This is a genomic window from Larkinella soli, from assembly GCF_003703975.1.
GTDB lineage: Bacteria > Bacteroidota > Bacteroidia > Cytophagales > Spirosomataceae > Larkinella > Larkinella soli.
The window spans coordinates 531267-547864 of sequence record NZ_QTJY01000002.1 but is presented as its reverse complement, the minus strand read 5'-3'; the positions used below and the strand labels follow the sequence as shown (position 1 = coordinate 547864).

The following is a 16598-nucleotide window of genomic DNA, read 5'->3' as shown; positions in this document are numbered from 1 at the left end:
CAACGTTCAGCGGACGAAAACAGGCTATGGTGCAAAGTTAAACGCAGGACCCGCTAAGTTGTTGAAAACTCTTAGCGAACCCTGCGTTTGATTTTGGGTTAGCAGGCCGAACGTATTTAGAACACGAAGGTGAACAGGGACGCCACCGTCAGGACCACTTTTTCGGGGGTGATGTATTTCTTCAGATTCGTCAGCGCCCCAAAAATGAGGTTGTACACCGACTGGATATTGATCTGCATGAGCGCCGAAATCTCTTCATTGCTCAGGTTCTGGTAATACCGCAGGTAGACGGCTTCGCGCTGCCGGCGGGGCAGTTTTTCGATGGCTTTAGCGACACAGCTGTTGACATAGTCGTCTTCCTCGAAGGAAATCAGCGTCGATTCGTAGGAAGGAGCGCAACCGGGCAGCCATTCGCGATCGTTTTCGACGTCGTCCTGGCTGCTGAATTTCATCTCGGCGTTCAGATGGCGGACGAGCTTCCGCTTGATCGAGGCCATCAGATAAAACCGCACCGAAGTGGTCTGGCCGATGGTTTGCCGGTGTTTCCACAATTCGACAAACAGATCGTGAATACAGTCTTTGATCAGCGCCCGGTCGGTCGTAAAGTGGGCGCAGTAGTGATACAGCACCTGCACATACTCTTTGTAAAGCCGGGCAAAAGCTACTTCATCGCCACTCCGGAACTGGTCCCAGAGTTGTTCTTCGTCGATCCCTGACGGGGTGCGGTAGCGAGGCATAGGAAAGAAGGGATGGATCAGTCAGTATATGATAAGACACTTTCAGTACACAGAATGTAAACTTATTAACAAAACTTGGTAATAAAAACAGGTTGGTTAATATTTTACAAAAACTTGTTAAAATTGGATTATTTGTATTCTGGTATGCAAGCATACCACCTCTGTAATATTCAGACGGTCAGGGAGGTGAATGCAAAATGTTGACCGTCGAAAAGGCCTAAATCACTGATTTTGAGTGAGGGGATGACCAGCAAGGCCATGAATGAAAGGGTCATGAAGGGCGAAGTGAGCGTACTGCCAAGCTCCTGCTTGACGAAGCGGTCGATAGCCGTATACTGTTCCGCAATGCGGTAACCGTCGGTATCCGTCATCAAACCGGCGATCGGCAGGGCCAGAAGGTGGGAGGCATCGGCTTCGGCCGGTCCGCCCACGGCGCTGAGCCCGCCTTTGGCTCCGATCACCAGATTGACCGCCCGGCCGAGGCTTTCATCGTTGCAGCCCACCGCGATGATGTTATGCGAATCGTGCCCGACCGAAGAGGCCATGGCCCCTTTCCGAAGGCCGAAGTTGCGGATGAAGGCCACCGCCGGGGGAGCCTCCCGGTATCGGTTGACCACGGCAATCTTCAGCACATCCTGCGCCGGGTCGCTCATCAGATGACCGTTCACCACCGGCACTTCCGCTTCCAGCAGCCGGGTGATCAGCTGCCCGTCCAGCGCTTCGATGACCTTCACCTTCCGGCGCTGCTGGTCCGGATTTGCAATCCGGACCCCCTCTGTTTCGGATTTGTAATCCGAAAACCGGGACTCGGAAGCTTCGGATGGCAAATCCGCATCAGCCGTCCGCAAATCCGCGTCGGCACCCGCACGAAAATCCTCCGGCTTTTTGGTGCTACAGGCAAACCGGTTGAGGTGTTCGCTGCGGAGGTCGGGAATGCGGGAGACGCCGTTTTCGGCTACCATCTCCCCATTAATATAAGTTTGCCGGACAGCGAACTCCTCCAGCGAGTTCACCACGATGAAGTCGGCGGGGTCGCCCTCGCGCAGGAGGCCCACCGGCAGGCGGTAATGCAGGACCGGGTTGAGACAGGCCGCCCGCAGCACGTCGAAGCGGTCATGACCTTTTTCCAGCGCCCGGCGGACCAGCTGGTCGATATGGCCGGCGAGCAGGCTGTCGGGGTGTTTGTCGTCGGAGCAGAACATGATGCGGCCCGGAAATTCGGACAGCAGGGGAATCAGGGCCTCGAAGTTTTTGGCCGCGCTGCCTTCCCGGATCAGAATGTGCATCCCCCGCCGGACCTTATCCAGCGCTTCCTCGTAGGTGAAACACTCGTGGTCGGTTTCCATTCCGGCATCGATGTAGCGTTGGGCGTCGTCGCCCCGCAGGCCGGGCGCGTGGCCGTCGACCGGTTTATTGAAGGCTTTGGCGAGGGCTATTTTGGCCATAACGTCCGGGTCTTCGTGCAGGACCCCCGGAAAGTTCATCATTTCGGCCAGATAGCCGATTTCCTTCCGGCCGAGCAGCCGCCGGATATCCTTTACGCCGATGGCGGCCCCGGCGGTTTCGAAGGTAGTGGCCGGCACGCAGGACGGCGCTCCGAAACAGAACTTGAACGGAACCCGTTTTCCGTCCTCGATCATGTATTCGACCCCCTCGATGCCCAGTACGTTGCCGATTTCGTGAGGGTCGGAAACGGTGGCGACGGTGCCGTGAACGACAGCCATGCGGGCAAACTGGGCGGGAGTCAGGAGGGAACTTTCAATGTGGACGTGGGCATCGATAAAACCCGGCAGCAGATACGGCTTTCCCGGTTCTTCCGGCCCCCACTCTTCGACCTGGTAAATCCGGCCCTGTTCGATCGTCAGCCGGCCGGAACGTATGGTTCGGTCAAAGATATTCAGGAGATTGCCGGAAACTTGCATGAACGGGTATGGATTCGGAAATTTTTTCTTTCAATTATAAGGATAATTCACAGATTTGGGTCCTCATTCACAAGGTCTATGCAGCATAAAGTTCTCAAAGTACACCCCGCCGATAACGTCATCGTGGCCCTCCAGAATTTTAATTCGGGAGAACAGATTGATTTCGAGGGCGATAGCTATACGTTGCCGATTGGTGTCGGCGTAAAGCATAAATTTGTGACCGAAGATCTCCAGCCCGGCGACTCGGTCATCATGTACGGCGTGCTGGTCGGCAAGGCGACGCAGCCCATCCGCCGGGGCGAGCCCATCACCACCTTCAATCTGAAGCACGACGCCGACCGCTACGGGCTCGACAAAAAACAGCCTTACCAGTGGCAGCCTCCCGACGTGTCGAAATGGCGGAACCGGACGTTTATGGGCTATCACCGCTCCGACGGGCAGGTCGGCACGGCCAACTACTGGCTGGTGGTGCCGCTGGTTTTCTGCGAAAACCGCAACATCCTGATTCTGAAAGACGCCTTCGAGCGGGAGCTTGGGTACGCCCAGCCCGAAATGTACCGCGAGCAGGTTCACGAACTGGTTCAGCTTTATAAGGTAGGCGACCTCGACAAGGTGAAGAAGATGGAGCCGTTCGTCGATCCGTCGATCATCCGGCCCCTTCAGGAACCGAAACGCCCCCGACCGTTCCCGAACGTCGACGGCATCAAGTTCCTGACCCACGAGATGGGCTGTGGCGGCACCCGGCAGGATTCGGCCGCCCTCTGCGGGCTGTTCGCCGGGTTCATCAACAACCCGAACGTGGCCGGGGCGACGGTTCTCAGCCTCGGCTGCCAGCACACCCAGATGTCGATGCTTGAAGACGAAATCCGTCGGCGCAATCCGAAGTTCGACAAGCCGCTGCTGATGTTCGAGCAGCAGGAGGGCACCGAGTATACCATGCTGACCAATGCCGTCCGGGAAACCTTCCTGGGGCTGATCGAGGCAAATAAGACCGGGCGGAAACCCGCCCCGCTGAGTAAGCTCACCGTCGGGCTGAAGTGTGGCGGCTCGGACGGTTTTTCGGGCATTTCGGCCAACCCGGCCGTCGGGCATCTGTCGGACATTCTGGTGACGCTTGGGGCCAGAACCGTACTGGCCGAATTTCCGGAGCTGAACGGCGTCGAGCAGGAACTGATCAACCGCTCGGTGTCGGACGAAAAGGCCGGGAAATTCATCGACCTGATGCAGGATTATTCCGCGAAGGCGGAGGCTGTCGGTTCCGGTTTCGACATGAATCCCTCGCCCGGCAACATCCGCGACGGCCTGATCACCGACGCCATCAAATCGGCCGGCGCGGCCAAAAAGGGCGGAACGGCCCCGGTGGCCGACGTCCTGAACTACACTGAACCGGCCACTACGCCCGGCCTGAATTTGCTCTGCACTCCCGGCAACGACGTGGAAGCCACCACCGGCATGGCCGGATCGGGCACGAACGTCATCCTGTTCACGACCGGCCTCGGCACGCCCACCGGCAACCCGATCTGCCCCGTCGTGAAAATTGCGACCAACACCGCCCTGGCCCGCCGGATGCCCGACGTCATCGATTTCGACAGCGGCCCCGTCATCGAGGGGGAGCAGACCATCGAGCAGAACGCCGAAGAAATGCTGGAGTATGTCCTCCGGCTGGCGAGCGGAGAGGTGCAGACCAAAGCCCAGCAGCTGGGGCAGGATGACTTTATTCCCTGGAAAAGAGGTGTTTCACTATAAGTTCCCGATTCTCCTAAACCCATCATGTTCAATTTAAACGATAAGGTTGCCATCATCACCGGCGGAGCCAGCGGCATCGGTCTGGCGATATCCACCTTGTTTGCGCAGGCCGGCGCCACGGTTCACATCTTTGAAGTCAATGCCGACCTGGCCCGGCAAGTGGCCGAAGACATCAACGGGAAGGGCGGCCGGGCCGTCGCCCATGCCGTCGACGTGTCGAGCCAGGCCCAGGTCGTCGAGGTCGTGAACGCCATCGCGGCCGTCGGGCCGATCCACATCCTGGTCAACAACGCCGGGGTGTCGCACATCGGGACGGTTGAAACCACGGTCGAATCCGATTTCGAGCGGGTGTTCAACGTCAATGTGAAAGGCGCCTACAACGGGATGTTCGCCGTGATTCCGCACCTGAAAAGCAACGGCGGGGGCGTGGTGCTCAATATGGCTTCGATTGCCGCCACGGTGGGAATACCGGAGCGCTTCGCCTATTCGATGACGAAGGGGGCCGTGGTGTCGATGACGCTGTCCGTCGCCAGGGATTACCTGAAAGACGGCATTCGCTGCAACTGCATTTCCCCCGCACGGGTACATACGCCTTTTGTCGACGGTTATCTGGCCCGTACCTATCCGGGCCGGGAAGCGGAGATGTATGCCAAACTGGCCGCGACCCAGCCCATCGGCCGGATGGCCCGGCCCGAGGAGGTGGCCGCGCTGGCCCTGTACCTCTGCTCCGACGAAGCGGGCTTCATCACCGGCTGCGATTACCCCATCGACGGGGGTTTCGTCCGGCTCAACAACTGATCCGGGCGGTCCCGAACCGCGAAAAGTGCTGATCGATCCCTGCGGGAAGCCGGGGATCGATCAGCACTTTTCGTTTTCTGAGTAATGATTAAACTAAGAAATTATACTTATAGTACCATTCATGATACAATAAAGCGGTATAGTGCAATATGTTATTGGAAGGATGAAAAATTCATAATTCTTTAAAATTGTTTCTTTAATTATTAAATTTTTTAAAAAAGGAATATATTTGCCTCACTGATACATCCGGCAAAATTTTCTACGGCCGTTTTTCAATAAAAAGACGATAATTGGTACAAAACTCCCTTTTGCCGGACCATAGTATTTGTAGATCATGAGTAACCTGCCTGGAAAAACGCCGGCTGTTCCAGTCGGTTTAGTCGATGTATTACCCGTAAAACCCGCGTAATTTTTCAACAATCAACCTAATCAACAATGAAACGATGTAAGAACAGGTTTACCCTTTTTCTGGCCCTGCTTTTTCTGAGTTTGCATGCGGCCGTGGCCCAGCAGGTCACGGTGCAGGGAAAAGTATCCGACGTCAACAAAGAGGTGGTACCGGGTGCCAACATCCTGATCAAGGGTACGACCCGCGGAACGATCACCGACGCCGAAGGACGTTACACGATCAATGCCGGCAAAGGCGACGTCCTGGTCGTCCAGTCGCTCGGTTACGTGGCGCAGAACATTACGGTCGGCGACCAGAACACGATCGATGTGGTGCTGGAAATCGACGACAAAACCCTCGATGAGGTGGTCGTGACGGCCCTCGGGATTGCCAAGGACAAGAAAGCCCTCGGTTATTCCGTCACGGAAGTGAAGGGTTCCGACTTCACCCAGGCCCGCGAAATCAACCTCGGGAACGCCCTCTCCGGGAAAGTGGCCGGTCTGAACGCCACCAGCACGGCAACGGGCCCGGGCGGTTCGAGCCGGGTCATCATCCGCGGGAACGGCTCCCTGAGCGGCAACAACCAGCCGCTGTACGTCATCAACGGCGTACCCATCGACAACACCAACGTCAACTCGGCGGGAATGTGGGGTGGCTACGATACCGGCGATGGTCTGAACTCGATCAACCCGGACGATATCGAAACCATCTCGGTCCTGAAAGGGGGGACGGCAGCCGCTCTGTACGGTTCACGCGCTTCCAACGGGGTCATCCTGATTACGACCAAAACCGGGAAAGGCCAGAAGGGCATCGGGGTCGAATACAACGGCACCTATACCCTCGACCGCCCGATGAACCTGACCGACTGGCAGTATGAATACGGCTCCGGCCTGCGCCAGTTGAAACCGACCTCGAAGGACGAAGCCGTTTCGATGGGCGTTCAGTCGTGGGGTCCGAAGCTGGACGGTTCGCAGGTGGTGCAGTTCGACGGCGTGGCTCGCCCGTACGTCGCGCAGAAAGACAACATCAAGAACTTCTATAACAACGGCAGCACCTTCACCAACACGATCGCGGTGGCGGGCGGCAACGAAACGGCCAACTTCCGTTTCTCGGCCTCCAACCTCGACTCGAAAAGCGTCATCCAGAACTCCGGCTTCAACCGGAAGTCGTTCAACTTCAGCGCCACGGCCAACCTGTCCAAAAAGGTGATCTTCGAAGGCGTGGCGCAGTACAACGTGGAAGAAGGCAAGAACCGGACGTTCCTTTCCGATACGCCGAAAAACCCGAACTACGCGGTGCACATGATCGCGACCAACGTCGACATCCGCTCCCTCGACCCGGGTTACGACGAGCGGGGTTACGAAGAACTCTGGAACTCCAACGTTTACTCACAGAACCCGTATTTCGTCGTCAACAAAGTTAAAAACGACGACATCCGGAACCGTTTCCTCGGCTCGTTCAGCCTGCGTTACAACGTCACCGACTGGCTGTATGTACGGGGCCGCGTCGGTACGGACAACAACCAGCTCAAGTTCATGAACCTCGAACCGACGGGCCTGGCCTACTCGACCCGGGGCAGCATGAGCCGGACCCAGTCGCAGATTCAGGAAACCAACGCCGAAGTGCTGGTCGGTTTCAATAAGGAATTCGGTGCCGTGTCGGTGAACGCCATCGCCGGCGGAAACCGCATGCGCCGGTCGACGGAGAACATGCGATTCAACGGTAGCCAGTTCAACGTACCGTTCAACTACTTCCTCGACAACCTGATCAACAAGACCCCGGGTTACGATTTCAGCGCCTACGGCATCAACTCGCTGTTTGCCTCGGCCGACATCGGCTACCAGAACGTGCTGTTCCTGACCCTGACGGGCCGCCAGGACTGGTTCTCGACGCTGGCGAAGGAGAACAACAACCTGTTCTACCCCTCGGCCGGTCTGAGCTTCGTCTTCTCCGACGTGATCAACAACAAAGGCAACTGGCTGAATTACGGGAAAGTCCGGGCTTCGGTGGCCCAGGTCGGTGGTGGTTACCCCAACCCGTACGCCCTGAACCTGACCTACGCTCTGGAAGGCAACTCGTATGTGGGAAGCGTGCCCCTGATGCGCGTCAACGGCGGCCAGATTCCGAACCCGCAGCTCCAGCCGAACACCTCGACCACCACCGAAATCGGGGTGGAAACGAAGCTGTTCAACAACCGCCTGGGCGTCGACCTGACTTGGTATAACCGGGTGACGAAGAACGACCCCGTATCGGCCTCCACCTCGTCCGCTTCCGGCTACGGCAGCGTGCTGGTGAACGTCGGCGAGGTGGTCAACAAAGGAATTGAGGTGCTGCTGACCGGAACGCCGGTCAGAACGCCCAACGGCTTTACCTGGAACGTCAGCTACAACCTGGCCTTCAACGACAACAAGGTCGTGAAGATCTCCGACCAGCTGAACCGGCTGCAGCTGGATGAAGCCCGGACGCAGAGCGCCTACATTTACCACTTCCAGGGGCAGCCCTACGGGATGCTGGCCGGATACCGGATGATGCGCGACGCCAACGGCAACGTGGTCTACAACCCGGCGAACGGGGTTCCGATGCGCAGCGAGTTTACGGTACTGGGCCGCGGGGTGCCGCCGATCACGACCGGTCTGACCAACACCTTCACCTACCGGAACTTCTCGCTGAGCTTCCTGGTGGATGCCAAATTCGGAGCTAAACTGTATAGCGCCACCAACGTGTACGGCACCAGCAGCGGTCTGACCAAACGGACCCTCGAAGGACGGGAATCCGGCCTGACCGTCACGGGGGTTACCCCCACCGGCGACGCCTTCACGAAGACGTTTGCCGCCAAGGACGTGCAGGACTATTACAAGGGAATCACCGGTATCACCGACGAGTTCGTGTATAGCTCCGACTTCGCCAAACTGCGCCAGCTGACCTTCGGCTACAACCTGCCGAAATCGATCCTCGGCAAAACGCCGATCCAGTCGGCCAGCATTTCGCTCGTGGCCCGGAACCTGCTGCTGCTGTACAGCAAAGTGCCCAACGTCGATCCCGAATCGACCTACAACAGCGGCAACGCCCAGGGTCTGGAGATGTTCGGCGTACCGCCGGCCCGCAGCTACGGCTTAAACCTGATGGTCAGATTCTAAGGACCGATTTTAACACTAATTCATCATGTTGAAACATATTAAAAGCAAACGACTGCCGATCCTGACGACCGTTCTGACCGCGAGTCTGCTGTTGTCTTCCTGCGATAACGGGTTTGAGGAACTGAACACCAACCCGAACGCGCTGACCGATCCCGTCATCCCGAACCTGTTCTCTTTCAGCGTGGTGAAAACCGCCGGGACAGGGTACGAAAACCACCGCGGCAACCTCATCTACGCCGGGGCCCTGGTGCAGCACTTCGCTTCCCTGACCACCTACTGGTCGGGTGACAAGTACCTGTACAACGCGCCGTATTCCGATGCGTTCTTCGAGACGGCCTACGGGGCGCACGTGAAGGAGCTTGAGCAGATCATCTCGCTGACGAAAGACGTTCCCGAGCAGTCGAACCTGTACAACGTAGCCCGCATCTTCCGGGTATTCGGCTACCACCGGATCACCGACCTCTACGGCGACGTTCCCTATACCGAAGCCGCCAAAGGCTTCCTGGGCGGGATCTATTCTCCGAAATACGACAAGCAGGCCGACATCTACGCCGACATGCTGAACGAACTCGACCAGGCCGCACAGGCACTGAATCCGTCGAAAACCACCTACGAATCGGCCGACATCCTCTATGGCGGGGACGTGACGAAGTGGAAGAAGTTCGCCTACTCGCTGATGCTGCGGCTGGGCATGCGCCTGACCAAGGTCGATCCGGCCAAAGCCGAACAGTTCGTGAAGAAGGCCATTGCCGGCGGGGTGATGCAGAGCAACGACGACCTGGCGAAGGTCAACCACGCCGAAGGGGACGACAACAAGCGCAACCTCGACAGCAACACGCTCCGAACGCAGGAATACGATGCCGCCAACCTGAAAGGGAAAGCCAACAGCAAGCTGAGCGAGACGTTCGTCAACTTCCTGAAGAACAACAACGATCCGCGACTGCCGTTTATCGCCACGACCTGGGAAGGCAACGCCGACCCGACGAAGGAAGCCGCTTCCACCACTCCGGCCAAACAGAAAGGGTTGCCGAACGGCTACGACGCCACGACGATCAAGACGCTGATCCCGGCCTGGAACGACAACTCGCTGACGGAATACTCGGAGGCCAACCTGAACAAGATCGCCGGCAACGGCGCTCCGACGGTGTTCCAGAGCTACGCCGAGGTGGAATTCCTGCTGGCCGAAGCCGCCCTGCGCGGCTGGGGTGACGGCAAAACCGCCGAGCATTACAACAAGGGCGTCACGGCGGCCATGAAGATGATGTCGCTCTACGGCGGAACCATCTCCGACGCGGCCATCACGGCGTACCTGACGGCGCATCCCTTCGTGGCCGGCACGCAGGCGCAGCAGCTGGAGCAGATCGCTACCCAGTACTGGGCAGTGAACTTCCTGAACTCCTACGAAGCCTACGCCAACTGGCGCCGGACGGGGTATCCGGTTCTGAAACCGACCAACTACCCCGGCAACGATACGGGTGGCGTGATTCCGCGCCGACTGCGGTATCCGGCTTCCGAAGCCAGCAAAAATGCGGCCCAGTACAACGCGGCCGTAGCGGCTCAGGGCCCGGATCTGCTCACGACCCGCGTCTGGTGGGACAAACAGTAATTATCTGAACGGATTTGCGTAACTTACAGGTCGGAATGCCGCTGTCATGGGCGGCATTCCGGCCTTATAATGAAGCGTTTCTCTTCTTTGGTACTCATGAAGTTCCGATCGGCCCGGATGCGTTGTGCGGTGGTTTTCCTGCTGATGGGATTTCACGCGTCACTGGCCCAGTTCTCCCTCCTGGATCCGCGGCAGACCGGCGTTACCTTCACCAACCGGCTGACCGAAACGGAAAACGCCAACGTGCTCGCCTACGAGTACTTCTACAACGGCGGAGGGGTGGCCGTCGGTGACCTCAACAACGACGGATTGCCCGACCTCTACTTTACCGGAAATATGGTGCCCGACCGGCTCTACCTGAACCTCGGCAACCTGAAATTCCGCGACGTCAGCCCGACCGCCGGCATCGGAAAAGGTTCCGGATGGAAAACCGGCGTCACGCTGGTCGACATCAACCGCGACGGCTGGCTCGACATTTACGTCTGCTACTCCGGCAGCGGAGCGCCTGAAACCCGCAAAAACCGCCTGTACGTCAATAACGGACCCGCCAAAACCGCTACTCCCGGCAGCCCCCGGACCGTGACGTTTACCGAAAAAGCCGCCCAGTACGGCCTCGACCTTCCCACCTTCAGCACCCAGGCCGCCTTCTTCGACTACGACCGCGACGGCGACCTCGACTGTTACCTGCTGAACCACAACATCAAAGACTTCAAACGTTTCGATGCGGCCGCCGTGAAGGCTATGCGCGACGAGTTCGCCGGCGACCGGCTGCTGCGGAACGACAACGGAAAATTCATCGACGTCAGCGAAGCCGCCGGCATCAGGGGCAACCCCATCGGCTTCGGTTTGGGCATCGCCGTCGCCGACATCAACCAGGACGGCTGGCCCGACCTCTACGTTTCCAACGACTACATCGAACAGGATTACCTCTACCTCAACGAAGGCAACGGCCACTTTACCGACCAGCTCGATCAGGCCGTCGGACACCTGAGCTACTTCTCGATGGGTAACGAGGTGGTCGACGTCAACAACGACGGCTGGCCCGACATTTTCACGCTCGACATGCTGCCTGAAGACAACCGGCGGCAGAAGCTGCTCTACGGCCCCGAAAACTACGAGGTCTACCAGAACATGCTCCGGAACGGCTTCTACCACCAGCTCATGCGCAACATGCTTCAGCTGAATACCGGCGTCATCGGCCGGGGGCAGGAGGGAACCGGGAAACCGGCCCTGCCGCAGTTCAGTGAAATTGGCCAGCTGGCGGGCGTTTCCAATACCGACTGGAGCTGGGCCCCGCTCGTGGCCGACTTCGACAACGACGGCTGGAAGGACCTCTACATTACCAACGGCTACCTGCGGGATTACACCAACATGGACTTCATGAAGTTCTACGCCGATCAGAACCTGAAAGCCGCCAAAGGCAGCCCGACGGCCATGATGGACATCCTGAAGCAGATGCCCTCCTCACAGACGCAGCATTACATCTTCCGCAACAACGGCCGGCTCACCTTCGAAAACAGGGTGAAGGAGTGGGGGATGGACCAGAAATTCCTGTCGAACGGGGCGGTGTACGCCGACCTCGACAACGACGGCGACCTCGAAATCATCACCAGCAACATCAACGCCCCCGCTTCCATCTACCGCAACGACAGTTGGACCGTCGAGTCCCGGTATCTCCAGATACAGCCCGGCCCCGGCCCGGCTACCCTGTCCGCCGGTACGAAAGTGTGGGTGTACACGGGCGGAGCCATGCAGTATCAGGAGTTTCAGCCCTCGCGCGGTTTCCAGTCCGCCATGTATATGCCCCTGCATTTCGGCGTCGGAAAAGCCGCGATGATCGACAGCGTCCGGGTGGTCTGGCCCGACCGGAAAGTGCAGGTGCTGCGGCAGGTGAAATCGAACCAGAAACTGATCCTGAAACCGGAGGACGCACAGCCCGGAGACCCCCAGTCGAAACCGGCTCCCCAGCCGGTGTTTACGGAAGCCGTCGCCGATACGCTGCCTTACCGCCATACGGAGGACACATACAACGACTTCAAGCGGCAGCTGCTGATCCCGAATATGCTGTCTTTTCAGGGGCCGCATCTGGCCCAGGCCGACGTCGACCGCGACGGGCTGACGGACCTGTATGCCGCCGGAGCCAAAGGCCAGCCCGGAACGCTGCTCCTTCAGCAGAAGAACGGCGGTTTTCAGGCAATGCCGCAGCCGGCTTTCGAAGCCGACAAGATGTATGAGGACACCGACGCCCTGTTTTTCGATGCCGACGGCGACGGCGATGCCGACCTTTACGTGGTCAGTGGCGGTTTTGCCTATCTGGCCGAGGACCTGTTGCTTCAGGACCGGCTTTACCTCAACGACGGTCGGGGGAAATTCACACGCTCGGCGGAGGGGCTGCCGGGCGAAATGATCAGCGATGCCTGCGCGGTGGCTTTCGATTTCGACAAAGACGGCGATCAGGACCTGTTCGTGGGTGGGCGGGTGGTGCCGGGCCGCTATCCCGAACCCGTCAGCAGCCGCCTGCTGGTGAACGACGGCAAGGGTAAATTCACCGACGAAACCGCCCGTCTGGCGCCCTTCCTGACTAAAATCGGCATGGTAACCGACGCCGTGGCCTTCGACGCCGACAAAGACGGCTGGCCCGACCTCGTCTTCGCCGGAGAATGGATGCCCGTCACCCTCCTCAAAAACGCCAACGGCCAGAAATTCAATCATTCAACCATTCCATCACTCAACAATTCCCCCGGCCCCGGCTGGTGGAACCGCATTGAAGCCGACGACCTCGACAACGACGGTGACCTGGATCTGGTGGTCGGTAATTTCGGTCGTAACTGCCAGATGAAACCGACCGACAAAGAGCCGGTGACGATGGTGTACGGGGATTTTGACCAGAACGAGGCCGTGGACCCGTTCCTTTGCTACTACATCCAGGGCCGGTCTTACCCGCTCGTCAGCCGGGACGAGGCTCTGAATCAGCTCTTTCCGCTCCGCCGGAAATTCCCGACTTATGAGTCCTATTCCAGCGCGACCCTGAAGGAAATCCTGACACCCGAACAGCTGAACAAAGCCGATACGCTCCGGGCGACGGCCTTCGCTTCAGTTCTGCTGGAAAATACCGGCAGCGGCTTCGTCTCGCACGAACTGCCCGTCGAGGCCCAGTTTGCCCCGGTATATGCCATCGCCCTGTTCGATTACGACGGCGACGGCCGCAAGGACCTGCTGCTGGGCGGCAATCAGTCGCACACCCGGATCAGGATCGGGAAGATGGATGCGAACTATGGCATGCTGTTCCGCAACGAGGGGCAGTGCCGGTTTTCGTATGTGCCGCAGACGCAGTCCGGTTTCCGGGTGAAAGGCGACGTCCGGGATATTCTGGTGCTGAAACAGGGAACCGGGGTGAAGATTCTGTTCGGTCGAAACAACGAAACCATCGAGGTCTATCAAAAGCCGGGGAACCCATGAAACGCATTCTGATTTTCATCGCCTTCACCCTCATCGGTATACCCGGATGGAGCCACCCGCCGGTGGAAACCGATGCGGCCGCCTATACCAAAGTCCTGAAAAAGCTGACCGATGTGATGGTCAACGACGTGACGGGTCCCTGCGCGTCGGCCCGGTATTACGCCTACGCCAATCTGGCGGCTTATGAACTGGTTTTCCAGCAGCAGCGGCCGGCTCAGTACGCCGATTTTGCCGCTACGCTCCGCAGTTACCCTAACATGACCCGGCGCGACCCGGATGCCCGCATCGACCTTCGGTTCGGGACGCTCTATGCGGTTTTGCGGACGGGGGAGGAACTGCTGCCCTCGGGGTATCTGCTCGAAAAAGCGCGGAACGAGCTGGTCGCGGAGGCCAAAAGCCGGTATAAGCTGAGCGACGCGAATCTTCAGGCGACCCGGGCTTATGCCGACAGTCTGGTGAAGAAAATCGTGCAGTATGCCGCCAAAGACGGTTACATCAAAACCAGTGGGTACCTGCGCTATACGCCCCTGACGGATAAAGGTGCCTGGGCGCCGACGCCCCCGGCCTATTCCGAAGCCTACGAACCCTATTGGGCGACGCTCCGGCCGTTCCTGCTCGACAGCGTGGCCCGTTTCCGCCCGGCCCCGCCGGTACCCTATGACGAGAAACCCGACTCGAAATTCTTTGCGCTGGCGAAGGAAGTGTTCGACACCACCCGCGCACTGACCGCCGAACAGCGCCACATCGCCAGCTTCTGGGACTGTAACCCCTTCTTCCTGAACCAGAAAGGCCACGTCAGCTTCGGAACCAAGAAAATTACGCCCGGCGGTCACTGGATGGGCATTACCGGCATCGTCTGCACCCAGAAAAAGCTGTCGTTGGCCGAAACCGTCCGCTGGCATACGCTGGTCGGGCTGACGATGGCCGACGCTTTCATCTCCTGCTGGGAGGAGAAATACCACAGCCACCGCATCCGGCCGGAAACGTTCATCAACCAGCACCTCGACCGCAACTGGCGGCCGATGCTCCAGACGCCCCCCTTCCCCGAATACACGAGCGGCCACAGCGTCATCTCGGCTTCCGTGGCGACCGTGCTGACGGCGCTGGCGGGCGGGCCGGTGGCCTATACCGACACGGTGGAGGAGGAGTTCGGTATTCCGAAGCGCTCGTACCGCTCGTTTGAGCAGGCGGCTCAGGAAGCCGCCGTGTCGCGGCTGTACGGCGGCATCCATTTCCGGGATTCCATCGAACAGGGGGCCGTGCAGGGCCGCCGGATCGGGCGGTATGTGCTGGACAAAATGGGACTGAAATCCCCTGAGGGATTAGGCAGTCGTTGACAGGTCATTAACTAACCCGTTATGAAGTACAGATTTCTTACACTCACCGTCAGTGTTTTCCTGGCTATTCAGGCTTTTGCCCAGCAGCATTCCGAGCAGAACCATTCGAAGTATGTCTGGCCCTCCGATGCGGAGGTCAAAAAGAAACTGACCCAGTGGCAGGGCGTCAAATTCGGTCTGCTGATGCACTGGGGCACCTACAGCCAGTGGGGCGTGGTCGAAAGCTGGTCGCTCTGCCCGGAAGATGAGGGCTGGTGCGTGCGTCGCGGACCGGCCTCCGGCAACTGGTACGACTACAAGAAGGCGTACGAAGCCCTCCAGACCACGTTCAACCCGACCCGCTTCAACCCCGAACGCTGGGCGGAAGCCGCCAAAGCCGCCGGCATGAAGTACATGATCTTCACGACCAAGCATCACGACGGCTTCTGCATGTTCGACTCGAAACAGACCGACTACAAGATCACCAGTTCCCGCACGCCGTTCTCGTCCAACCCCCGCAGCAACGTCACAAAGGAGATTCTGGGCGCCTTCCGCAGCCAGGGTTTCCTGGTCGGCACGTATTTCTCCAAACCCGACTGGAACGTCGATTCGTACTGGTGGCCCTACTTCCCGCCGAAAGACCGGAACGTCAGCTACGATCCGAAGAAATACCCGGAGATGTGGAAAAAATATACCGACTTTACTTACAACCAGATTCAGGAACTGATGACGGGCTATGGAAACGTGGATATTCTGTGGCTCGACGGCGGCTGGGTACGGCCCGCCGGCACCATCGACAGCACCGTGAGCTGGCAGCGGACCATTCCCTACAGCCAGGATATCGACATGGCCCGCATCGCCGGCATGGCCCGCAGCCACCAGCCCGGTCTGCTGGTCGTGGACCGGACGGTTTCGGGCGAGTTCGAGAACTATGCGACGCCGGAGCAGCAGATCCCGGATCACTATATGCCGATTCCCTGGGAAACCTGCATGACGATGGGCGAAAGCTGGTCGTATGTTCCGAAAGAAAACTTCAAATCTTCGCGCCGGCTGGTGCAGACGCTCGTGGATGTGGTATCGAAAAACGGCAACCTGCTGCTGAACATCGCCCCCGGTCCGGACGGCGAATGGCACGAGGAGGCATACGGCCGCCTGAAGGAGATCGGTGCCTGGATTCAGACGAACGGCGAGTCGGTGTACGGCACGCAGCCGATGGCCCCCTACCGCCGGGACCAGTGGGCGTTTACCCGGAACGACAAAGCCGCCTATGCCTCTTACCTTCCGACGGAGAACGAAACTACCCTGCCGGCCACGGTGACCCTGCCGGTGGTGCCGAAAGGGCCAAAAGCCGCCCTGACGCTTCTGGGTACGAAACAGGCGTTGAAGTGGAAAAAAACCGGGGACGCCGTCGAGGTCGTCATTCCCGAGAAAGTCCGTCAGCAGCTGGCCGGGCAGCCGGTCTGGGTATTTAAAATCGTGTAACGCAGCG

Annotated in this window: 9 protein-coding genes; 7 read left to right on the top strand and 2 right to left on the bottom strand. The window is 58.8% G+C overall.

Going from position 1 to position 16598, the window contains the following annotated elements:
- Nucleotides 1-116: 116 nt before the first annotated feature.
- Together DX909_RS08495 and DX909_RS08490 are read right to left on the bottom strand one after the other, a co-directional pair.
- Entirely contained in the window at nt 117-737 is a 621-nt protein-coding gene (locus tag DX909_RS08495; protein ID WP_128544717.1) for an RNA polymerase sigma factor, read from the bottom strand.
- 170 nt (nt 738-907) lie between these two features.
- Nucleotides 908-2659 carry an adenine deaminase gene (locus DX909_RS08490; RefSeq protein ID WP_128544716.1) on the bottom strand — a complete coding sequence of 584 codons (1752 nt, stop codon included), beginning with the start codon at nt 2657-2659 and terminating at the stop codon, nt 908-910.
- A 78-nt stretch (nt 2660-2737) separates the two neighbouring features.
- On the opposite strand from DX909_RS08490, the gene DX909_RS08485 reads away from it, so the two are divergent.
- The 7 genes from DX909_RS08485 to DX909_RS08455 all read left to right on the top strand — a co-directional run bounded on the left by DX909_RS08485 (nt 2738) and on the right by DX909_RS08455 (nt 16591).
- Nucleotides 2738-4405, top strand: coding sequence for a UxaA family hydrolase (locus DX909_RS08485; protein WP_128544715.1), 1668 nt, complete (start codon nt 2738-2740; stop codon nt 4403-4405).
- Nucleotides 4406-4429: 24 nt separating this feature from the next.
- The gene (locus DX909_RS08480; RefSeq protein WP_128544714.1) at nt 4430-5203 is read left to right on the top strand and encodes an SDR family NAD(P)-dependent oxidoreductase; all 774 of its coding nucleotides are present in this window, start codon (nt 4430-4432) and stop codon (nt 5201-5203) included.
- 435 nt (nt 5204-5638) lie between these two features.
- Complete coding sequence (locus DX909_RS08475) at nt 5639-8728, top strand: SusC/RagA family TonB-linked outer membrane protein (RefSeq protein ID WP_128544713.1); 3090 nt, start codon at nt 5639-5641, stop codon at nt 8726-8728.
- A gap of 25 nt (nt 8729-8753) precedes the next feature.
- Nucleotides 8754-10334 carry a SusD/RagB family nutrient-binding outer membrane lipoprotein gene (locus DX909_RS08470; protein WP_128544712.1) on the top strand — a complete coding sequence of 527 codons (1581 nt, stop codon included), beginning with the start codon at nt 8754-8756 and terminating at the stop codon, nt 10332-10334.
- Nucleotides 10335-10430: 96 nt separating this feature from the next.
- On the top strand, nt 10431-13793 hold the full coding sequence (locus DX909_RS08465; protein WP_128544711.1) for a VCBS repeat-containing protein: 3363 nt from the start codon (nt 10431-10433) through the stop codon (nt 13791-13793).
- On the top strand, nt 13790-15130 hold the full coding sequence (locus DX909_RS08460) for a vanadium-dependent haloperoxidase (protein ID WP_128544710.1): 1341 nt from the start codon (nt 13790-13792) through the stop codon (nt 15128-15130). The genes DX909_RS08465 and DX909_RS08460 overlap by 4 nt, the downstream gene beginning before the upstream one ends.
- Nucleotides 15131-15151: 21 nt before the next feature.
- On the top strand, nt 15152-16591 hold the full coding sequence (locus DX909_RS08455; RefSeq protein ID WP_128544709.1) for an alpha-L-fucosidase: 1440 nt from the start codon (nt 15152-15154) through the stop codon (nt 16589-16591).
- Nucleotides 16592-16598: the final 7 nt, after the last annotated feature.